Source organism: Ancylobacter sp. TS-1 (assembly GCF_009223885.1).
GTDB lineage: Bacteria > Pseudomonadota > Alphaproteobacteria > Rhizobiales > Xanthobacteraceae > Ancylobacter.
Window position 1 is genome coordinate 3930365 of sequence record NZ_CP045144.1, and the last position, 21136, is coordinate 3951500.

General features: G+C 67.3%; 18 protein-coding genes and 1 tRNA gene. 12 read left to right on the forward strand and 7 right to left on the reverse strand.

Translation table 11 applies throughout. The features are described from left to right. The first annotated feature begins 61 nt into the window (after nt 1–61). From GBB76_RS18465 to GBB76_RS18475, 3 genes are read left to right on the forward strand one after another with little or no spacing between them, the layout of a single operon-like run. Complete coding sequence (locus GBB76_RS18465; protein ID WP_152304666.1) at nt 62–1375, forward strand: NtaA/DmoA family FMN-dependent monooxygenase; 1314 nt, start codon at nt 62–64, stop codon at nt 1373–1375. A 40-nt stretch (nt 1376–1415) separates the two neighbouring features. Further along, entirely contained in the window at nt 1416–1931 is a 516-nt protein-coding gene (locus GBB76_RS18470; protein WP_152304667.1) for a flavin reductase, read from the forward strand. A gap of 35 nt (nt 1932–1966) precedes the next feature. Then, entirely contained in the window at nt 1967–2482 is a 516-nt protein-coding gene (locus tag GBB76_RS18475; RefSeq protein ID WP_152304668.1) for a flavin reductase family protein, read from the forward strand. Nucleotides 2483–2497: 15 nt separating this feature from the next. Here the strand turns inward: GBB76_RS18475 and GBB76_RS18480 are convergent, their stop codons facing one another. Genes GBB76_RS18480 through GBB76_RS18500 form a run of 5 tightly spaced genes read right to left on the reverse strand, consistent with a single transcriptional unit; the run spans nt 2498 to nt 7002 of the window. Further along, the gene (locus GBB76_RS18480) at nt 2498–3280 is read right to left on the reverse strand and encodes an amino acid ABC transporter ATP-binding protein (RefSeq protein ID WP_305765048.1); all 783 of its coding nucleotides are present in this window, start codon (nt 3278–3280) and stop codon (nt 2498–2500) included. Beyond that, nucleotides 3277–4053, reverse strand: coding sequence for an ABC transporter permease (locus GBB76_RS18485; protein ID WP_152304669.1), 777 nt, complete (start codon nt 4051–4053; stop codon nt 3277–3279). Before GBB76_RS18485 ends, GBB76_RS18480 begins: the two co-directional genes overlap by 4 nt. Beyond that, entirely contained in the window at nt 4050–4778 is a 729-nt protein-coding gene (locus GBB76_RS18490; RefSeq protein ID WP_152304670.1) for an ABC transporter permease subunit, read from the reverse strand. Before GBB76_RS18490 ends, GBB76_RS18485 begins: the two co-directional genes overlap by 4 nt. A gap of 24 nt (nt 4779–4802) precedes the next feature. Next, the gene (locus GBB76_RS18495; RefSeq protein WP_246668976.1) at nt 4803–5645 is read right to left on the reverse strand and encodes a transporter substrate-binding domain-containing protein; all 843 of its coding nucleotides are present in this window, start codon (nt 5643–5645) and stop codon (nt 4803–4805) included. 37 nt (nt 5646–5682) lie between these two features. Then, on the reverse strand, nt 5683–7002 hold the full coding sequence (locus GBB76_RS18500) for an NtaA/DmoA family FMN-dependent monooxygenase (RefSeq protein WP_152304671.1): 1320 nt from the start codon (nt 7000–7002) through the stop codon (nt 5683–5685). 653 nt (nt 7003–7655) lie between these two features. On the opposite strand from GBB76_RS18500, the gene GBB76_RS18505 reads away from it, so the two are divergent. The 6 genes from GBB76_RS18505 to GBB76_RS18530 all read left to right on the forward strand — a co-directional run bounded on the left by GBB76_RS18505 (nt 7656) and on the right by GBB76_RS18530 (nt 14780). Further along, on the forward strand, nt 7656–8177 hold the full coding sequence (locus GBB76_RS18505) for a sigma-70 family RNA polymerase sigma factor (protein WP_246668977.1): 522 nt from the start codon (nt 7656–7658) through the stop codon (nt 8175–8177). A gap of 82 nt (nt 8178–8259) precedes the next feature. Further along, a complete protein-coding gene (locus GBB76_RS18510) occupies nt 8260–9243 on the forward strand; it encodes a FecR family protein (protein ID WP_152304673.1) in 984 nt (327 codons plus the stop codon). 116 nt (nt 9244–9359) lie between these two features. Beyond that, the gene (locus GBB76_RS18515; RefSeq protein WP_152304674.1) at nt 9360–12767 is read left to right on the forward strand and encodes a TonB-dependent receptor domain-containing protein; all 3408 of its coding nucleotides are present in this window, start codon (nt 9360–9362) and stop codon (nt 12765–12767) included. A gap of 186 nt (nt 12768–12953) precedes the next feature. After that, nucleotides 12954–13517, forward strand: coding sequence for a hypothetical protein (locus GBB76_RS18520; RefSeq protein ID WP_152304675.1), 564 nt, complete (start codon nt 12954–12956; stop codon nt 13515–13517). A gap of 43 nt (nt 13518–13560) precedes the next feature. After that, nucleotides 13561–14514, forward strand: coding sequence for an amidohydrolase family protein (locus tag GBB76_RS18525; RefSeq protein ID WP_152304676.1), 954 nt, complete (start codon nt 13561–13563; stop codon nt 14512–14514). A 192-nt stretch (nt 14515–14706) separates the two neighbouring features. Next, nucleotides 14707–14780, forward strand: a tRNA-Gly gene (locus GBB76_RS18530). 98 nt (nt 14781–14878) lie between these two features. Here GBB76_RS18530 and GBB76_RS18535 read toward each other — a convergent pair. Further along, nucleotides 14879–16927: a bifunctional diguanylate cyclase/phosphodiesterase gene (locus tag GBB76_RS18535; protein WP_162375671.1), complete on the reverse strand. Its 2049-nt coding sequence runs from the start codon at nt 16925–16927 to the stop codon at nt 14879–14881. 317 nt (nt 16928–17244) lie between these two features. On the opposite strand from GBB76_RS18535, the gene GBB76_RS18800 reads away from it, so the two are divergent. Both GBB76_RS18800 and GBB76_RS18540 read left to right on the forward strand, forming a co-directional pair. Next, the gene (locus GBB76_RS18800; protein ID WP_202911131.1) at nt 17245–17400 is read left to right on the forward strand and encodes a hypothetical protein; all 156 of its coding nucleotides are present in this window, start codon (nt 17245–17247) and stop codon (nt 17398–17400) included. A gap of 63 nt (nt 17401–17463) precedes the next feature. Beyond that, nucleotides 17464–18054 carry an SCO family protein gene (locus GBB76_RS18540; protein ID WP_152304678.1) on the forward strand — a complete coding sequence of 197 codons (591 nt, stop codon included), beginning with the start codon at nt 17464–17466 and terminating at the stop codon, nt 18052–18054. On the opposite strand, the gene GBB76_RS18545 is transcribed toward GBB76_RS18540, so the two are convergent. Further along, the gene (locus GBB76_RS18545) at nt 18005–19972 is read right to left on the reverse strand and encodes a glycosyltransferase (RefSeq protein WP_152304679.1); all 1968 of its coding nucleotides are present in this window, start codon (nt 19970–19972) and stop codon (nt 18005–18007) included. The genes GBB76_RS18540 and GBB76_RS18545 overlap by 50 nt on opposite strands. A 165-nt stretch (nt 19973–20137) precedes the next feature. Here GBB76_RS18545 and GBB76_RS18550 point away from each other — a divergent pair, with 165 nt between their 5' ends. Continuing rightward, the gene (locus GBB76_RS18550) at nt 20138–21049 is read left to right on the forward strand and encodes a transporter substrate-binding domain-containing protein (RefSeq protein ID WP_246668978.1); all 912 of its coding nucleotides are present in this window, start codon (nt 20138–20140) and stop codon (nt 21047–21049) included. Nucleotides 21050–21136: the final 87 nt, after the last annotated feature.

Sequence of the window (21136 nt, forward strand, 5' to 3'; positions counted from 1 at the left end):
GGCGTGGGAGGGCGCGAGCATAGGTTTCAAGGCATTCCGCCGTCGGCCCAAGGGGACTTTCATGAGCGCAAAACCGTTCCATCTCGGATGGTTCACCAATTTTGCGGTCGATGAATGGACCCGGCCCTTCACCGGCGGCGGTGGCGATCCGTGGGATGGCGGCTTCTACATCGACATGGCGAAGGCGATGGAGCGCGCCTGCTTCGACTACATCATGCTGGAGGACACGCTGATGATCTCGGAAGCCTATGGCGGCAACACCGAGATGTACCTCAAGCACAACATCATGGGCCCCAAGGCGGACCCTTCGCCGCTGGCGGCGCTCATCGGGGCGAACACGTCGCATCTGGGCGTGGTCGCCACCTTCTCCACCATGGCCTATCCGCCCTTCATGCTGGCCCGGCTGTGCTCCACGCTGGACAATATCTGCCGTGGCCGCTTCGGCTGGAACATCGTGACCACCGGCGAGGATCTCGCGGCGCAGAATTTCGGCATGGAGAAGCTGCCGCCGCGCCAGCTCCGCTACGACATGGCCGACGAATATGTCGAGCTGGTCAAGCAGCTCTGGGCGAGCTGGGAGCCCGGGGCCGTGGTCCGCGATCCCGCCACCGGCACCTATGCCGACCACACCAGGATCAAGCCCATCAACTTCAAGGGCACCTATTACAGCAGCCGTGGCCCGCTGAACTGCGCCCCCTCTCCGCAGGGGCGGCCGGCCTTCGTGCAGGCGGGCGGCTCGCCGCGCGGGCGCGAGTTCGCCGCCATGACGGCGGACAGCATCATCGCGCCCTCGATGGGCGTCGCCGGGCTGAAAGCCTATCGCGACGATGTGCGCGCCCGCGCCGAGGCGGGAGGGCGCAACCCCGACGACATCAAGGTGCTCTTCGTGGTCGCCCCCATTCTCGGCGAGACCGAGGCGGAGGCGAAGGCCAAGGCAGCGCGGATCATCGAGGCGCCGGACTATTACGAGAAGACGCTGGCGCTGGTCGCCGCGATAACCGACATCGATTTCTCGACCTTCGATCTCGACGCGCCGCTGCCCCACCTCACCACCAATGGCGAGCAGGGTTCGCTCGATGCGTTCCAGCAGTCGGGGTCGGGCAAGACGCTGCGCCAGCTCTGCGCCGACCAGCTCTCGCGCGGCCTCGACGGTCTCGTCGGCACGCCCGATCAGGTCGCCGAGCGCATGGGCGAGGTCATGGCCGAGGTCGGTGGCGACGGCTTCCTGATCACCCGGCCGTTCACCACCAATATCAGCCGCCAGTACATCAACGAGATCTGCGAGGGGCTGGTGCCGGCGCTGCAGCGGCGCGGGCTCGCCCGCACCCGCTACACCCCCGGCGCGACGCTGCGGCAGACGCTGCGCGAATTCTGAGGCTGTGGACCGTGAGCTTCCCCGCAACGCTGGAGGACCGATGAGCGTAACCGCACCGGGCGGCGCGGAAGACGCCGTCAGCCGAGACATCTACCGCGCCGGCATGGCCAAGCTGCCGGCGGCGGTGAACATCATCACCAGCATCGGCGAGGACGGCCGGTGCGGCTTCACCGCCTCGGCCGTGTGCTCGGTGACCGACAGCCCGCCGACCCTGCTGGTTTGCGTCAATCGCTCCAACCAGTCGCACAAGGCCATCGCCACCAGCCGCGTGCTGTGCGTCAACACGCTGGCCGGGCCGCATCACGAGGCGCTGTCCATGGCGTTTGCCGGCGGCGTCAAGACCATGGGCGAGCGCTTCGACGGCGCCCCGTGGATGGAACTCGTCACCGGCGCGCCGGTCCTCGCGGAGGCGACCGTCGCCTTCGACTGCCGGGTCACGCGGATGGCGACGGTCGGGACCCATGACGTGATGTTCTGCGAGGTGCTGGGCCTCCATGAAGGCGGCAGCAGCGAGGGGTTGGTCTATTTCGGCCGGCGTTTCCACCATCTGACCTGACACGTGCCGACCCTGCGATCTGGAGGAGGACCATCATGACGGCCCTGGAGGCTCAAAGTCCCGTCGACGCGAAGACCTTCTGGCGCGTTCTCAGCGAGAGGGCCACGGGAATGACCGTCGTCACCGCGCAGGGCGAGGACGGCCCGGCCGGCTTCCTCGGCCTGTCGGCGGCCCATGTCGCGGCCGATCCGCCGACGCTGCTGGTGTCGGTGGACGCGAAGACGAGCGCGCTCGGCGCCATTCTCGCCCGGCGCCATTTCGCGGTGAACTTCCTCCCCGCCGGCGCGGCCCATGTCGCCGACGCCTTCTCCGGCAGGACGGGGCTGTCCGGTGCGGACCGCTTCGTCGCGGGCGAATGGGGCGCGCTGGCCACCGGCGCGCCGGTGTTCCTCGGTGCGCTCGGCGTGTTCGACTGCGCGGTCGATCAGGTGGTCGAGCGCGGCAGCATCTCCATCGTCATCGGGACGGTGGTCGGGGCGCGCGCGGCGGGGAGCGGCGAGCCGCTGGTGTTCTTCCGCGGCAAGACGATTGCCGGGCTCGCGGAGGGCTGAGCCGCGGGGTTCCGGTCAGCGCAGGATCTGCGCGAGGAAGCCGCGCAGCCGCTCGCTGCGCGGGTTGGCGAAGAACTCCTGCGCCGGGCCCTGCTCGACGATCGCGCCCCGGTCCATGAACACGCAGCGATCGGCGACGCGGCGCGCGAAGCCCATCTCATGGGTGACGCAGACCATGGTGACGCCGGTCGCGGCCAGTTCCTCGATCACCCCCAGCACCTCGTTGACCATCTCCGGATCGAGCGCCGAGGTCGGCTCGTCGAACAGCAGGATGCGCGGCTCCATGCACAGCGCGCGGGCGATGGCGACGCGCTGCTGCTGCCCGCCCGACAGGCGCGCGGGGTACTTCCCGGCGTGGTCGGCCAGATGCACCCGCTCCAGATGCCGCATGGCGAGCCGCTCCGCCTGCTCCTTGCCCAGCCCGCGATTGAGGCGCGGGGCGAGCATGCAGTTTTCCAGCGCGGTCAGGTGCGGAAACAGGTTGAAGTGCTGGAACACCATGCCGACCTCCTGCCGGATGTCCTGCACGGTGCCTTCCTCGGCGGTGAGGTCGATGCCGTTCACCCTTATGCGGCCGCCATCGCGACGTTCCAGCGCGTTGATGCAGCGGATCAGCGTCGACTTGCCCGAGCCCGAGGGCCCGCAGATCACGATCTTCTCACCGCGCCGCACCTCGAGGTCGACGCCGTCGAGGGCGCGGTGGCGGCCATAGAGCTTAACCACGCCGTAAAGGCCGATGGCCGGCTCGTCCGCTTCCGGCGCGGGCAGGGGGCCGGGCGTTTCGGCGGACGGTTTCACAGCATGGCCTTTGCGAGGCGTGAGAGACGGCGCAGGCCGAAGCGGCCCGGCGCCTCGGCGGCTAGGGGCGATTCCTCCTCGCGCTGGTGGCGGGCGAGCCAGCGGCCCCAGAGTTCGAAGCCGATGCGCAGCAGGTTGATGAACGCCCAGTAGAGCGCCGCCGCGCACAGGATCGGCGTGAAGGGATCGTAGGTCTGCTCGAAGATGCCGTTGGCGACGGCGGTGAGGTCGGTGATGGTCACGACGGAGACGATGGCCGTGCCCTTCACGAAGCTCACCACCTCGTTCTGGTAGGCCTTCAGCCCGTAGCGGATGGCCAGCGGCATCTTCACCCAGATGAAGATATGCCGGCGGCTGATGCCGAGCGCCTCGCTGGCCTCGACGATGCCGGACGGCACGGCCAGCAGGCTGCCGCGCAGCACCTCGGTCATATAGGCGGCATGGTTCAGCGTCAGCGCGACGATGACGCAGCCGAAGGGCGAGCCGAACAGCAGCCAGAGCGGCCCCTCGCGCAGCAGGGCAATCTGCCCGAAGCCGTAATAGACGACATAGAGCAGGATGAGCAGCGGGGCTCCGCGAAAGAAGACCACGAAGATTTCGGCCGGCAGGGCCAGCCACCGGCGCTCGGACATGCGGGCGAAGCAGATCGGGAAGGCGAGGGCGAGCCCGAACATAAGGGGCAGCACGGTGATGAGGACCGTCACCCGGAGCCCGGCCAGCAGCTCGGGCAGGCTCCGCCACGCCAGGTCGAGATCGACGGGAAGCGCGCTCATGCCTGCGCCCCCGCCGAGGCGCGGGAGTCGGAGCGCCGCACCCCGCGATCCAGCCGGATCTCCAGCATCGTCGCGAGCCTGAGCGTCAGGGCGCTGAAGGCGATGAACACCAGCGCGGTGGCGATGAAGAACAGGAAGGGTTCCTTGGTGGCCCCGGCCGCGATCTTGGCGCTGGCGACGAGGTCCTGAAGCCCGGCGAGCGAGACGAGGGGCGTCTCCTTGAGCATGAAGCTCCACACATTGACAAGGCCGGGCAGGGCGAGCCGCATCGCCTGCGGCAGGATGACCTTGCCCCACATCACCAGCGGGGGAATGGCGAGCGCGCGGGCGCCCTCGAACTGGCCTTTCGGCAGGTTGTCGATGGCCCCGCGCACCAGTTCGGCGATGTAGGCCGCGTAGACGGCGGCGAAGGCGGCGACGCCGGCGCCGAAGGGCGAGATGTCGACCCCGGCGCCAAGCTCGCCCAGCACGGCGGACAGCATCGCGCTGCCGCCGTAGTAGATGAGGAAGATCACCAGCAGCGAGGGCACGCCCATGAAGATGGAGGCGTAGACGCGCCAGGCGGCCCGGATGATCCGGCTCTTCGACAGGGTGACGACCCCGATCAGCACGCCGAGCACGAAGGCGGCCGCGAAGCTGGTGAGGAACAGCTCCAGCGTGACGAGCGCGCCCTCGCCCAGCTGGCGCAGATAGCCTGCGATTTCAGCGGGCGAGAGGTTCGTCATCGCGCCTATCCCCATGCGTCGTCGTCAGTTGGTCTTGTCGCAGGCGGCTTCGCTGCTCAGCGTGGCCACCGGCACATACTGCTTGCGGATCTTCGTGTAGGTGCAGTCCTTGATCATCTCGCCCAGCGCCGCGTTGACGCGCTTGACCAGCTCTTCGCTCTTCTTGGGGAAGATCCAGCTGTAGCCGCGCTCGGCCTCGGGGATCGCGGGGTCGCCGAGCCAGTGGTCGCCGCCGGCCAGCTCGTAATCCTTGCCCTCGGGCTTGGCGATCAGCTCCAGCGTCCAGTTGATCTTGGAGTCGAAGACGAGGTCGAGGCGACCGGCCAGCAGGTCGAGCTTCATCTGGTCGGGATTGTCGTAATAGACCTCGACGAAGGTGTCCTTGCCGAAGTGCTTGTGGATGTAGGGCACCATGGAGGCGCCGCGCTGCAGGGCGATGCGCAGGCCCTTGCCGGTGACGCCTTCCTTGGTGAGCGTGTAGTTGCTGCCCTTCTTCACGACGAAGGTGGCGGGGTTATAGACGATCGGCATGGCGAAGAGCGCCTTCTCGACGCGCTCGGGCGTGGGCGAGATCTGGGTGACGATGCCGTCGAACTTGCCTTGCAGCATGGACGGGATCAGCGCCTTGAAGTCCATGACTACGATTTCGCAGTCGGCGCCGATGCGCTTGCACATTTCGCGCGCCAGCTCGGGCTCCATGCCGGTGAGCTTGCCGGCGGAATCGACCATCGAGAAGGGCGGGTAAACCCCCTCATTGCCCAGCTTGAGCTTCTCGGCGGAGGCCGGAGACAGCCCGGCGCCGAGCGTCAGCATGACGAGGACGGCACTGGTTCGGCGGAGACGATGGCGCAGAGTGAGGGTGGTCATCGGCGTCGTTCCATTGGTTCGAGGAAGTCGTGCGGTGTCAGAATTCGAGCAGGTTGTCGCGCAGCTGCTCATGGGTGTAGGCGCGCCGGGTCAGGCCGCGCCGCTGCAATACCGGGACCAGCCCGTCCATGATGGTGGCGACCGAGCGGCGCGAGACGTCGGGCAGCACCAGCAGGAAGCCGTCGCCGCCCACCTCCTGCATGATCTCGTCCATCTGGCTGGCGACGCTGTCGGGCGTACCGACGACATCGACGCAGTAGCCGCCGCTCACATGGTCGACCATGGCCTGGCGCAGCGGCTTGTCGCCGGCGCGGGTGAGGAACTGCGAGAGGCTGGACTGGTGGCCGTTGGTGGTCAGGGTCAACTCGCTCACCGGCGTGTCGAGGTCGAGCTCGGACAGGTCGAGATTGGTGCTCCAGCCGAAGCGGGCCATGCGGGAGTCGAGATTGGCGGCGGCCTGCACGCGGCGCTGCTCGCCGAACCATTTCGCCTGCTCCTCCGTCTCTGCGACGACCGGGGAGAGCAGGAACAGCACCTTGCAGCTATCGGGATCGCGGCCCATCGCCGCCATCTGGCTGCGTATGTCGTCGCGGTACTGCTTCATCGCGGCGACGCCGTTAGGGGCGGCGACGATGGTGTCGGCGTGGGTGGCGGCGATCCGGCGCCCGCTCTTGGAGCCGCCGGCCTGCGCGATCACCGGCTGGCCCTGCGGGCAGGGGCCCGAGTTCAGCGGGCCGCGCGAGGCGTAGTACTTGCCCTTGTAGTCGATGGTGTGGACCTTCTCGGGGTCGATAAGGATGCCGTTCTCGCGATCGTCGAGGATCGCGCCCGGCTCCCAGGAGCCCCACAGGCCCTTGACGATGTCGATATATTCCTCGGCCATGAGGTAGCGCTCGTCATGCGGGGGCAGCGCGTCCTGGCCGAAATTCTGCGCCGAAAAATCCGACGAGCCCGTCACCATGTTCCAGCCGGCACGCCCGCTCGATATCTGGTCGAGCGAGGAGACGATGCGGGCGGTCAGGTAGGGGTGATAGGCGAAGGTCGAAAGCGTCGGCACGATGCCGAGCCGCTTGGTCGAGGCCGCCATCAGCGTGGCGACCACTGAGGGCTCCTGCCGGGGCACGCAGATGCCACCCTTGAGGAAGATGTCGCGCGAATTCTGCCAGTTCTGGCCGATATAGATGGAATCCTCGATGAGGATGTAGTCGAAGCACGCCCGCTCCATCGACCGCACGAGGTCGATGAACATGTCGGCCGTCATCCATTCCTGCGCGATGTTCCCCGTCCAGGGCTCGTTCCAGGCCTGGATGCTGGAGCCCTGGAGAAACCATGCGAGATGGAACGGGTTGGCCGGCATGACACACCTTCTGCTCGAAACGACCGCGACCGGGCGGCCGACACTGAGCGGGAAGGTTAGAGTGGCGCGTCGCGGCGGATACATCGGCAAGACACGAAGCTTGCTTTGTTTGCCTCTCGGTTGGGCGTGCCGAAAAAACAGACAGAACGTCGCGAGCATGGTCATCGAAAGGCGGGGCACCGGGGCGCCCGTCGTCGTCGACGAAGCGTCGCCTGTGCTTCCGGGCCGTCTCGCCCCATCGTCCGCAGGGCCTCCTGTCGGCTCATATCGTCGGCAGGGATGCTCTGGCAGCGCATGCGGGTGCGACAGGCGCCCGGCGCCTTGCACGCCCGACGCCGGACGCCCCGTGCGCGACACAGGCACGAGCTGCGAGTCTGCGCGGTGCATCGGGCGTCACCGCGTTCGACGGATTCTCCCCACATCTGGAAGAGGAACAGGCTCGTGCACCGCCGATGCCGTCCGATCGGGCGAAAGCCGCGTAGATTCAATCGACAAACCGGTTCTTTCGATCCGCACGAAACCGGGTCGGGCGGTCCGGAAGGCTCTACTCTAGAATCTATTTAAATCATTGATATTGCTAGGTAATACGACATTTTGTAGAGAGGGGACGGGCGGTGCATCGGGCGCCGTCAGCTGGAGTCATAGGATTGCCGGTGCTGGCTCTCGCCTCCGACCTTGGCCACCTGTTTCGCACCGAGCATGAACGCTTGATGCGCGGGATACGCCGTCTGGTGGGCAGCCCGACGACGGCGGAAGATCTCGTTCAGGACCTGTTCGTCGGCTTGCTGCGCGGCAATGCCTTCGCGGATGCCGAGAACAAGCAGGCCTATCTGGCGCGATGCGCCACCAACATGGCGCTCGACCATCTCCGGCGCGAGCGGAAGCGTGAGCGGTACATCTGTGGACGGTGCATTTCCGACTGCGAGGTCGCCTGTCCGGTGCCGTTGCAGGACGAGGTGTTGCAGGGCGTGCAGGAACTGGCGCTCCTGCGTCGCACCATCGACGAACTGCCGCCGAAGTGCCGCGCCGTCTTCCGGCTGTCGCGCGAGCACGGGCTGACCATGAAGGAGATCGCCGCCCGCCTCGGTCTGTCCGAGAAGACCGTCGAGAAGCACATCGCGCGCGCCATGGTGCAATGCCGCGAGGTGCTGCGTGCGGCCGGGCGCGCGATCTGAGACCGGGGGACAGGCCGCTCCGGGTTCGTCTATATCGGTGGGCGACCTACCGTCCGCCCGTTCGACTTCGGACTGCTGATTCATGACTGCTCAACGGCCGAAACCCGGCGTCATCCCCCGCGATGCCGCCTTTGACGCGGCGAGCCGGTGGCATGCGCGCCTGCGCGAGCCGGACGCCGACGCGCAGACGCACGAAGCGTTTCAGGACTGGCTCGCCTCCGACCCGGCCCATTTCGACGCCTATGAACAGGCCGACCGGCTGTGGGCGGCCATGGGCCCGGCGCCCGGCGCCCGGCGCGATGAAGCCGCGATCGAGGCATTGGTGGAAGGCGCGGCCCCGCGCCGGAGGCTGGTGCGCGGCATTGTGGCCGGCGTGCTGCTCTGCCTCTCGCTGGCGGGCGCGGAGTGGGTGCGGCGCGGCGGGCTCGACGATCTGCGCGCGGACCACATAGCGTCCATCGGCGAGCGACAGGCGGTCGAGCTGGCGGACGGTTCGATGGTCGAGCTGAACACCGACACCGCCATTGCCGTCGACCTCGATGGTCGGGAGCGCAGCGTCCGGCTTTTCCGCGGCGAGGCCTTCTTCCAGATCGCCCACGATCCGCAGCGCCCCTTCGTGGTGCGGACCGGCGACGGCGACGTGCGGGTCACCGGCACGCGCTTCAATGTGCGCGTGCGCGGCGATGTGACGGAGGTCGGCCTGGTTCAGGGCAGCGTCAGTCTTACCGCCTCTGCCCATTCCGACGTTTCGCTCCGCCTGACGCCCGGTGAGGAAGGCGCCATGACCCCGGATGGCCTCGGGCCGGTGCGGCCCTTCGAGGCGGATGTCGCGACAGCCTGGCGTGGCGGAAAGATGGTCTTCTTTCGGGCGCCGCTCGGGCAGGTGATCGAGGAACTCAACCGCTATCAGCGCGGCCGCATCATGATTCTGAGCGCGCGTGCGCGGGCTCTCCCCGTTACCGGCGTGTTCGACACGCGTGACCCGGCAGCCGCCATCGACATGATCGAGGCGACGGTCGGTGTGTCCTCGTTTCGCCTGACCAACGCGCTGATCGTGCTGAGGTAGTTTTTTGAGGGGCGGACTGGGGGAGCCGCCCCCGGCCTTCGTCTTACCCACTGAGGATCTCGCCGACGCCGCCCCTCGCGGTTCCGGCAGAACAAGTGGGACCGACGATGAGGATGATGTCCACCCGACGCCTGCGCACGCTTGCGCTTTGCCTTCTGGCCGGAACCGCCTTCGCGGTGCTTCCCGTCGCGACGTCGCGAAGCCTGGCGCAAAGCGGCAGCTCCAGCGTCGCCCTGTCCATCGCCTCGATGCCGGTCCCGCGCGCCCTCGCCGACCTTTCAGTGCGGGCCGGCCTGCAGGTCCTGTATTCCGGCAGCCGGGCCTACAAGATCATGTCGCGGCCGGTGAACGGCACCTATGCCCCGGAAGAGGCCCTGCGGATCATGCTGGCGGGGACGGGCATCAACTGGCGATTTGTCGGCGCCAACGCCGTGACGATCATGGTGCCGGGGGAAGATGCCGCGGCGGGCGGCGCGGCCCTGCAGGGCATCGATGGCGACGGTGCCATTGCGCTCGATGCGATCGACGTCACCGGCCAAGGCTCGGCCGCCGACCGCCCCTTCGAGACGCCGGGCTCGACCAATTTCATCTCCGGCGAGGAGATCGAACGCTTCCCGCCGCAGACGGCCGGGGCGCTCTTCCAGGGAACGCCCGGCGTTATATCGGGCGGCGGCAATAACGGTGCCTCGATCGACCCCAACATACGCGGCCTTCAGGGCCAGAACCGCGTCGCCACCACCATTGACGGCTCGCAGCAGTCGACCTCCTCCTATCGCGGCTATTCCGGCATCGACAGCCGCACCTATGTCGACCCCGACCTCATTTCCGGCATCACCATCACCAAGGGGCCGGACGGGGCGGTGGCCGGCGCCATCGGCGGCACCATCGCCATGGAGACGCTGAACGTCGAGGATATTCTCGGCTCCGGCCAGACCTGGGGCGTGCGGGTGCGCGGAGGGCTCGCCAGCAATTCGGTCGCTCCGGTGATCGGCGAGACAGCGGCGGTCTACGGCGGCAGCGACGCCGGCGAACTCACCAATGGCAGCTTCGCCGTCGCCGCGCGGGAGGACAATGTCGACGTCATCGGCGCCTTCGTCCGGCGCAAGACGGGCAATTATTTCGCCGGTACGCAGGGCTCGCTCACCACGACCGACTATCTCGGCGAGACGGTCCCGCTCTCGAATTACGGCCATGGCCAGCTCGTCTACAACACCTCGGAGGATGTCACCTCGGCGCTGCTCAAGGCGACTGTCCGGCCCACCGACGAGCAGCTCTTCCAGATCGGCTATCTCTATTACGGCAACGAGTTCGGCGAGGTGTCACCCTCCTTCATCACCGCCGGCAACGAGACCACCTCGCAGATCCCCCTCAGCTCGGTCGAGATCAACCAGGCGACGCTGCGCTACAACTACACGCCGACCGACAATGATCTCGTCGACTTCAAGTTCGACGCTTATGCCTCGAACACCGACGAGACCAATATCTTCGCCTCGCTCGGCAAGACGCCCGAGCTCAAGCAGCAGTCCCAGAATGTCGGTGTGAAGGCCAGCAACACTTCGCATTTCGCCGTCGCCGGCATGCCCCTCGCCGTGAGTTATGGCGGCAGCTACGTCTATGAGAATGCCCGGCCGACCGAAGCCTACGACCTGTCCAGCGTCTCCCTCTGGGCCATCCCGGCCAATGGCGAGCGCGAGATCGGCTCGATCTTCGCCCGGGTGAAGTGGGAGCCCACCGACTGGCTCGAACTCGGCGCCGGGGTGGAGTACCTGACCTACAGCACCTCCTTCAACGGCATCACCACCTACGGCACGCCGGGCGACCCCTTCACGAGCTATTCCGGCGAAGGCTTCAGCCCCAGCGCCAGCGTGGTGGTGACCCCGGTCGAGGGCTGGCAGATCTATGGTCAGTATCAGGCCGGCATCCGCCCGCCGAGCGTGCGCGAGGTCAGCCAGACCCGCAGCGACCAGATCTTCAACGCCGCGCTGCAGGCGGAGGAGGCGAGCAACTGGGAATTCGGCACCAACTTTCTGCGCGACGACGTGCTGCTGCCGGGCGACAAGCTGCGGCTGAAGCTCGCCTATTTCGACAACACCACGGATAATTACATCGGCCGCGAATTCACCGGCTCTATGGGCCTGTTCAACTACGACTTCGTTCGCTTCAGGGGTGTCGAATTCTCCGGCCGCTACGACGCCGGCCGGTTCTTCACCGATTTCGGGATCAACTACTACACCGATTTCGAATCCTGCGAGATGGACGGCAACTGCACCGACTACACGCTGTCCGCCGACTTTCTCACCAACCAGATTCCGCCGCGCTTCACCGCCTCGGTCACGGCGGGCGCGCGCTTCTTCGACGAGCGGCTGACGCTGGGCGGGCGCGTCACCTATATGAGCGAGCGGCTGGCGGAGGTGGAGGCCGATAGCGGCTTCTTCGCCTGGGTGACCAAGGTGTGGGAGCCCTACACGGTGGTCGACGCTTTCGCGCAGTGGAAGCTGAACAGCCATCTCACCCTCGACATCAGCGTGCAGAACCTGCTCGACACCTATTATGTCGACGCGCTCAACAACACGGACATGCCCGCTCCCGGCCGCACCTTCATGGCGACGCTCACCGGCACCTTCGGCAGCGACGAGCCGATCACGCCGCTGCCCATCGGGCTGCGCGCCAATGGCGAGCGCTGGACCGGCCTCTATGCCGGCGGCTCCATCGGCTACGGCTTCGGCTCTATCGACGGCACCACGACGCTGGCGGATGGCAGCTACGCGCCGCGGGCCTTCAGCGAGTCGGCCAACGAGACATTCCAGGGCGGCGTCTGGGGCGGTCAGGCCGGCTATAATTACCAGTTTTCCAATGGCGTCGTGGTCGGCGTCGAGGCGGACCTGCTGCATGCCGGCATGGGCAGCTCCGCCGTTCTCGGCGCCACCGAGAGCGCGACCCTGATCACCAACCGCATGACGGAGGCGCAGACGGACTATTCCTTCGACTGGCTGGCGACCGTCCGCGCGAAGGCGGGCTACGCCGTCACCGACCAGTTGCTCGTCTACGGCACCGCCGGCGTCGCCTTCCTGCGCGAGACCGAGGAGCGCACGCAATACGTCTCGAATTTCGCCGACGCGACCAATCCGGGCGGAAACCGGACCGCGCTGAGCTTCTCGGAGACCTCCGCGCGGACCCGCACCGGCTTCACGGTCGGAGGCGGCGCGGAATACGCCATCAACGACCGGTGGTCGGTCAAGGCCGAGTACGCCTTTGCCGGTTTCGGGGCGGAGAGCTTCAATTTCGGCAAGGCCCGTTCCGGCGTCACCCGCTCCTATTCGACCCGGACTCAGACCGGCACCGTCTCGGGTGTCCGCAGCGAGACCCTCTGCGCCACACGGGGCGGAAGGTACTGCGAGATCGTGGAGAGGCCGGTCTACGAGACAAAGAACTATGTCGGCACCTCCACCATCGCCGACGGTCGCGAGGCCTCGAACTCGGCCTCGTTCCAGGCCATCAAGATCGGCGTCAACTACCGTTTCTGAAACCTGCGGCACATGAGGTTCGTTGGGGCGAGGGCTCCGGGGATATCGGCGCGGCCGGGGTCTCGCTGGAGGCCGCGTCGATATTCTGGCGGGCGGCTTGGCCGGCCGACTTGGCGGGCCGCTTTTAATTTTGCATCCTGCCGACAATCCAAGGTCCAATGGAGAGGCAGTTTTCCGATGCGCTGTATGATGTTGTGCTTTGCACTGGTCCTCTCGGGCCTGGCGGCCGCTCCCGGCTTCGTGCAGGAGGCGACGGCAAAGAACTATCTCTGCAACCAGCAATTCGCGCTCTGCACCTCGGCGCCCTGCGTCCCGCAGCCCGGCAATCCGGACGTCTCGATCTGCGTTTGCGACGTTCAGGAGGGGCCGAACCTCGCAACCGTGGAATGCGACACGGTCAAGCCGAGCACGGACGCCAACGGCGTTCGCACAGTCTACTCGCAGTTCGCGCTTACCCAGTTCGAGGGCGGCAAGAAGGGGCTGAAGTGTGAAAGCGGAACACCCTGGTCGCAATGCCTCAACAAGATCTGCACGGTCGATCCCGCCAATCCCGACAAGGCGATCTGCGCCTGCGATGTGGTGCGCACGGGCGCGTGGCAGACGGCCGGCGGCAATTGCGACACGGCGACCTGCAAGAACGCCTACTGGTCGGGGGCTCTGCTGGCCGATTCCAGAAGCAACGGCGAATTCATGATGGAGCAGCTCAAGATAGCGAAGTCGCCGGCCGAGGCCTGCCCCGTGCCCAAGTAAAGGCCCTGTCGCGACAAGCCATCATACGAACCGGGAAGTGACCATGCGTAAGATCGCACTCGAAGAGCACTTCACGACGCCTGAGCTTGCCGGAAAATACGTCGCTCGGCCGACGCAGAGCGACACGCTCTTCGCGGATATCGAGCGTCGTCTGGCCGATTTCGACGAGTTGCGGCTCGAGATGATGGATCGGGCCGGGATCGACCTGATGGTGCTTTCGGTCACCACGCCCGGGGTTCAGGGCGTGCGCGATACGGCGGAGGCGATCCGGCTCGCGCGAAGCGCCAACGACTTCCTCGCGCGGGAGGTGCAGAAGCGGCCGAGCCGCTACGCCGGCTTCGCTCATCTGGCCATGCAGGACGCCGGGGCCGCCGCCGCCGAACTCGAGCGCGCCGTGAGAGAACTCGGGTTCCGGGGCGCACTCGTCAATGGCCAGACCAACGGGCATTACCTTGATGAAGACCAGTACGCGCCCTTCTGGGAGCGCGTGCAGGAACTGGATGTGCCGGTCTATCTGCATCCCGGCAGCATGGCCGACAGCCCCGCCATGTTCGCCAACCGTCCGGAACTTGGCGGCCCTATCTGGGCCTGGACGGCGGAAACCGCGGCACACGCGTTGCGGCTTGTCTTCGGCGGCACCTTCACGCGCTTTCCCGGAGCAAAGGTCATTCTCGGCCATATGGGCGAGACGCTTCCCTTCCTCCTCTGGCGCCTCGACAGCAGAAGGGAGTTCGATCTCGGAGAGACGCTTGCGCCCGATGCCCGTCCATCGGCGATCATCCGACGCAACATTGCCGTCACGACCTCGGGTGTGTGCGACGCGGCGCCGCTCGTGGCGGCGCTTCAGGCCCTCGGCGACGACAATGTCATGTTCTCGGTCGACTATCCCTATGAGGACCCGGAGGTAGCCTCCCGTTTCATTGAGACGGCCCCGATCAGCGAGGAAACGCGCGCGAAGGTCTGCCACGGCAACGCCGAGCGTCTGCTGAGGCTGTAGCCGTGCCCAATGCGCGATCCGCAGATGCGCGCGCCGCAGGGCCTCGAACTGTTTGACGGCGCCCCTGTCGCGAAGCGCACCGGCGGTTTCCGGCATCATCTCGCGACGCCGGCTTCGATCTCGGACCCTGTGAAACCCGGCGGCCACCCCCTTGAAGCGCCTCGTTGCCGCCCTTATGGTGCGCCCACCCGAGCGGGCGTAGTTCAATGGTAGAACGGCAGCTTCCCAAGCTGCATACGAGGGTTCGATTCCCTTCGCCCGCTCCAGTTCCTCCTGACATCGCTTTCCATGGTTTCCGTCCCGCCGCGCGTTTCGCGCGAATGTGCGGGTCGACCCCGCGCGCGGCTAGCGGACGCGGCCGCATTCAGCCGAGCAGCGTCTCGGCATTCACCGGGCGATGGAAATAGAAGCCCTGGAACAGTGTGGCCCCGAGTTCGCGCAGACGAATCAGCTGGCGCTCTTCCTCGACGCCCTCGACGATAAGCTCCAGCCCCAGCGAGTCGGTGATGGAGACCGCCGCCCTGATCTGTGCTTCGTCGATCGGGTCGCTGAGCAGGTCGCGCGTGACCGTCCAGTCGATCTTGATGCCATCGACCGGCAACTGCTTCAGCACCTCGAAGGAATTATAGCCATTGCCGAAATCGTCGAGATAGACGTGCAGGCCGCAGGCGCGCAGCTCGACGATGAAGGAGGCGGCCTGATGGGCGTCGTGGATGTCGTCGGTCTCGGTGATCTCGATACGCAGCGTCTTCTCGACCCCCGGATTGGCGGCGATCAGGTCGAGCAGCTTGCGCTGGAAAGTGGTGTTGGACAGGGTCTGGACGCCGAGATTCATCGAGACGTACTGGTCGTTGCCGGCCGCCAGCAGGCGCATCGCGAAGTCCACGCACTGGTGGCAGACCCAGCTGTCGATGCGGCACATCAGACCGAGCCGCCGCGCCGCCGGCAGGAACTGCCCGGGGCTGTGGCAGACATTGTCGGAGTCCTTGAGGCGGATCAGCGCCTCGTAGCCGCAGACATTGCCGTCCCGGTCGACGATCGCCTGAAGGTGCAGGCGGAAGCGGTCGAGTTCCAGCCCGAGGCGGATGCGCTCGGCCCAGCTCACCCTCTGGTGCGAGGTGCGCATCTTCGGGTCGCCGACATCGTAGAGCTGCACGCGGTCGCGTCCGCTCTCCTTGGCCACGCGGCAGGCAGTGTCGGCCGCCGCGAGCAGGCTGGAGGGCGTGCGCAGCTTGTCCTGCGCCATGGTCAGGCCGACGCTGACCGTGACCGAGAGACGGGAACCGCCCACATGGAACACGTGTGACTGGACGGCGCTGTTGAGGCGGTTGGCGATGCTCGTCACCTCGCTCTCGTCGAGGCCGGTGAGCACGATGGCGAACTCGTCGGCGCCGACGCGCGCGAGCGTGTCGTCGGTGCGCAGCAGGCCGCGCAGGAAGCGGCCGGTCTCGCGCAGCAACTCATCGGCCGTGGCGTGGCCGAGGGCGTCGTTGATGCCGCTGAAATGGTCGATATCGATCACACCCACCCATATGAGTGTGGTCTCGCCGTCGCGCAGAAGATGGTCGAGCCTCTCCTCCAGCGCGAAGCGGTTGGGCAGCGCGGTCAGCATGTCGTTGCGGGCCTGCTGCGCGATCAGGCGGGCGAAATCGGCCAGCGCCTCGGTATGCAGGCGCAACTGCTCGCGCATGGCGACGAGTTCGGCCTCGCGCTTCTTCTGGGCGGTCAGGTCGGTCCAGATGCCGACCACCCCGCCATTGCCGAGGGGACGGTGGCTGGCGAGGATCCATCTCCCGTCATGCAGCGGAATCTCCATCGGAACCTCGCCGGCCGGACCCGGCGTGGCGAGGGCAGCAAGCTGGGAGGCCGCTCCGCCGGCAAAGATTCCGTTCGCCACGGCCTCGTCCAGCAGGTCGGACAGCGGGCGCCCCGGCTCCAGCGTGGCGTCGGGCGTGGCGAGAATCTGCCGCATGCCGCTGTTCGTCAGGGTGATCCGCCCCTCGCTGTCGAGCAGGATCAGGCCGGCGGCGACGCTGTCGATGGCATCCTGCAAGCGGGCTTCGGTCTCCTTGAGCCGGGAGACGTCGGACCAGGTGGCGACGATCCATGAATCAGGAGTGCGGTGCTCGCGGGCCTGCACCCAGCCGCCGTTTTCCAGCGGAATCAGGAACGGCGCGCCATCCGCCTCGGCATGGCGGCGCAGCCGGTCCTTGAGGTATATCTCCGGGTCGTTGACCCAGCGCCATTCGCCGCTGGGGACGGAGGCGAGGGCATAGAAGGTCAGTCCCTGCAGGTCGCCCAGCGGCTCCAGGAACGGGAACAGCTCGACGAAGCGCCTGTTGTGAAAGACCAGCCGATCCTGCGCATCGAAGACGGCAAGAGCGTCAAGCATGGAATCGAGGAAGCCGGCCATGCGCCGGTCCCCTGCCAAGAGCCCCTCCCGATCCGCCGCAGGTGAATCGGAGTGCGATACGTTCGAATGTTCTGCGCCCATCATCCCGAATGGTCCGTCCATCCGGCCATAGCATCCCGAACGCCCTAGTGGCGAACAGCCTGCGTAATGCCCCCAAACCTCAACGGTAGATTGAGATCCAACCCCTATTACAATACTATTTCGGGAGGTGCGCAACCCGGCCAAACAGCTTAATGTGACGGCAGAAATTGGATGGTGTGCTGTATAATGTGCATTTGATGGCGCGGGCAGGTGAGGGGAATGCGAGGGAGATTTCGATGGCGGTTGGCTCGTTAAGGCCCGGCGCCGCCGCGCGTTGGATGGCCGCCGGCGCTGCCGTGCTGCTTCTCGCTGCGGCGATTGGACTGTGGGCGCGTCACGGTGCCGCCGTTTTCTTCGACATGCTGACGGCCGGAATTGCCTATTGCTTCTGACGCCGACGCGTGGGGTGCCCCGCCCCCGGTTGCGTTAAAGCCCGAGACAGAGCCAAGGTCTTCATGCCCACCCGTCGTATCCTGCTGCTGCTCGCCGCCTTCGTGGTCGGCGCCGTCATCATCGTCGCGAGCGCGCTGGCGCTGCTGCCGAAGGGCCCGACAGCGGTTTCCTCGCAGGCGGCCATCGGCGGTCCGTTCGAACTGGTCGACCAGGATGGGCAGAAGGTCACGCAGGACAGCTTCCGCGGGGAGCCGACGCTGGTCTTCTTCGGCTTCACCCATTGCCCGGATATCTGCCCGACCGCCCTGTTCGAGATGTCCCAGACCTTCGAGGCGCTGGGGCCGGACGCGCGCAAGATCAACGGGCTGTTCATCACCGTCGATCCCGAGCGCGACACCGCCGAGGTGATGAAGTCCTATCTCGGCAGCTTCCATCCCAGCATACAGGGGCTGACCGGCACGCCGGAGCAGATCGCCGACGTCATCAAGGCCTACCGCGTCTATGCCAAGAAGGTGCCGACGCAGGGCGGCGACTACACGATGGACCACACCGCCATCATCTATCTGATGGGCAAGGATGGCGGCTTCATCGCGCCGTTCAACCTCAAGCGTCCGCCGGACGAGGCTGCCGCCGAGCTGCGCCGCTACCTCTAGGCGCCGCCTTTCGCAGCAAGAGCGCCCGGCGACGCGAGGTTCGCGCCAGCCCGTGCTCGGTCTTTTCCCAGCGATGGGGTGCGATGACCAGGTGCAGCACCGCCCGCCAGGCCGCCGCCGACATCATCAGCCAGTAGAGGGGCATCAGCGCCAGAACGCCCCACAGGCCCGGAACCCGGCGCCGCCGCATACCGATCACGGTTGTCAGCGCGGCGCTGCCATAGCCGATGAGCATCACGCTCAGACCGACCGCGTCGAGGGCCGCGACGGCCGCAGAGGCGTCGGTGCCATGCTGCACGAACAGGTCGATCAGCACGGACAGGACGAGAAAAGGGTGCAGCAGCGCAGCCGCCAGCCCGCTTCCAAGCATGAACAGCAGCGCCAGCGTACCCGTCCACCCGGCACCGCCGGCCAGCCGCGCCGGCCGCCTCCCATGCACCAGAAGCGTCTGCATCCAGCCCTTGTACCAGCGCGTGCGCTGGCGCATCCAGCCGCCGATCCGGCGCGGGGCCTCCTCGTCGGTGGCCGAGGCGATGACCGCCGTGCGCCAGCCGGCCCCGGCGAGGCGCACGCCGATCTCCGCGTCCTCGGTGACGTTGTGGGGATCCCACGCGCCGATGGCCTCGATCGCGGCGCGGCGGAAATGGTTGGAGGTTCCCCCCAGCGGCAACGGCAGCCGGTAGGCGCCGAGCATCGGCAGGACGACGTCGAAATGGGCGGCATATTCGGCGGCGAATTGCCGTGTGATCCAGCTGTCGGCCAGATTGTCGATGGCGAGGCACGCCTGCACGCAGCCGATCCGCGCGCCCCTGGGGCCGAGGAAGAGCGCGCAGGCGCGCCGCAGCTGCAGCGGGTCCGGCACGTCCTCCGCATCGTAGATGCCGACAATGGCGCCGCGCGCGAAGGGCAGGGCGGCGTTCATCGCCTTGGGCTTGGTGCGCGGGCCGATGGCGGGGGAGACGATCACCTCGAAGCCCGGCCGCACGGCATGGGTCGCGAGGGCGGCGACGGTGGCGTGGTCGTCGGGCTCCACCGCCAGCAGGATCTGGAGTTTCTCGCGGGGGTAGTCGATGGCATCGATCGCGCGGATCAGCTGCGGCACCACCGACGCCTCGCGGTAGAGCGGCACGATCAGGCTGTAATAGGGCAGTTCGTCGTCCTTACGCAGGGGCGGCGGGGCGGATGCCGCCGGCAGCGTGCAGGCGGTGAGCTTGATCGCGGCGCCGCCGAGCAGCAGGAGAGCCAGTAGGGACACCAGCGCAAGGGTCCCGGGCACCGAGACGATGTTGAGCGTGAGGAGGAGGGCGGCGGAGGCGACCGCGAGCAGCGCGAAGACGTAGCGCGACGCGTGCAGCGAGGCGGCGGACAGGCCGGGCTCGCGCTGCCCGAGCGCGTTGACGGCGTTCCAGCCGATCTGCTGGGCGAAGCGGCGGCGCACGAAGGCGCTGAGCCGCTCCGGCGTCGTCAGGCTCACCTGCCGGCGCAATCGCGGTTGCTGGGCGAGGACGGCGGCGAGCTGGCGCAGCTGCGGGCCGCGCGCCGCAGTCACGATCCCGCCGTCGAAGCGACGCATCAGGCCCGTGCGCAGCAGGGCGGCGATGTCCTTGAAATGCGGGCGCGAGAGAGTGATGGCGGTGCCGTCGTCGAGCGGCTCGAAGGGAATGGAGAGCGTGCGCGCCGCCCCGCGCGCGAGGTCGTCCGGCGAAACCATGCCGTTCGCGATCAGCGTCTCGTCCATCCCGACCCCGTGGCGGCGCGCCTGGCGCCCGGCATAGACGATGTCGGCGGCGCTCAGCTGGTCGGCGACGCCGGCCGCCTCAAGGGGAAGGTGGGCGGGTGACGGAGCGGAGGAAGTGGTGGAAGGCCTTGAAGGGGCGGCTGCCCGGACGAATTCCGTCTCCCGCGGCGCGGCTTTCATGCGGCGTCACCCCTCGCCTAGACGGCATCGAGACGGTAGAAGGTCGAACGGGCGAAGCCCTTGCGGCGCGGTCCGACTCGAACCATGCGCGAGACCAGTGTGCGGTATTTATTTCCGGATAGTAAATCCCCGGTGACAGGCCTGCGACGGACGGGCTCGGCTCTCATGCTGCTGGCCATGCTGGCCGGCCTGCCGCCGGGCGCTTCGGCACAGCCTGCGCCGCCGCCGGCCTCTGCCCCGTCCTCCTCGCCGGCGGTGTCCGCGCCGCCTTCGCCGCCGCCTGCGCCCGCGCCCGCTGCCTCCACCGCCTCGGTCGTGGTACCCGGCTTCTGGGACCCCAAGCGCCGTCCGGACCGGCCGGACGTCACGCGGCTGCCGACGCAGATTCGCTTCGTCAGCACCGAGGACTACCCCCCGTTCAGCTTCCGCGGCGAGGATGGCCGCCCCGCCGGCTTCAATGTCGATATCGCGCGGGCGATCTGCACCGAGCTGGCGATACGCTGCACGCTTGAGATCATGCCCTTCGAGGCGTTGGCCGAGGCGCTGGCGAGCGGCAAGGCCGACGCCGCCATCGCCGGCATCGCCATTACCCCGGCGACGCGCGAGACGCTGGACTTTTCCGACCGCTATTTCCGCTCGCCCGCCCGCTTCGTCGCCCGGCGTGGAGAGGGAGAGTTGAAGGTGACGCCGGATGCGCTCGCCTCCAAGACCGTCGGGGTGATCGGCGGCACGGCGCACGAGGCCTATCTGCACGATTTCTTCGGCGAGATCGCTGTGCGTGCCTTCCCCGATCCGGACGCCGCCCGCGCGGCGCTGCGCAAGGGCGAGGTCGACCTGATCTTCGGCGACGGCGTGCAACTCGCCCTCTGGCTCAACGGCTCCAGCTCCGAGAATTGCTGCGCCTTCGTCGGCGGCCCCTTCACCGAGAGCCTCTATTTCGGCGAGGGCATGGGCATTGCGGTGAAGCGCGGCAACGACGCGCTGCGCCAGTCGCTCAATTACGCCCTCGCCCAGCTCTGGGAGGAGGGGGTCTATACCGACCTCTATCTGCGCTGGTTTCCCATCAGCGTTTATTGACGCGCGGGCGCGCACTACCTAGAGCATGCCGGCAGGCGCGCGGCGGTCGGGGACGACGGCGGCGCGCGCGATCGTTTCCCCGGACGA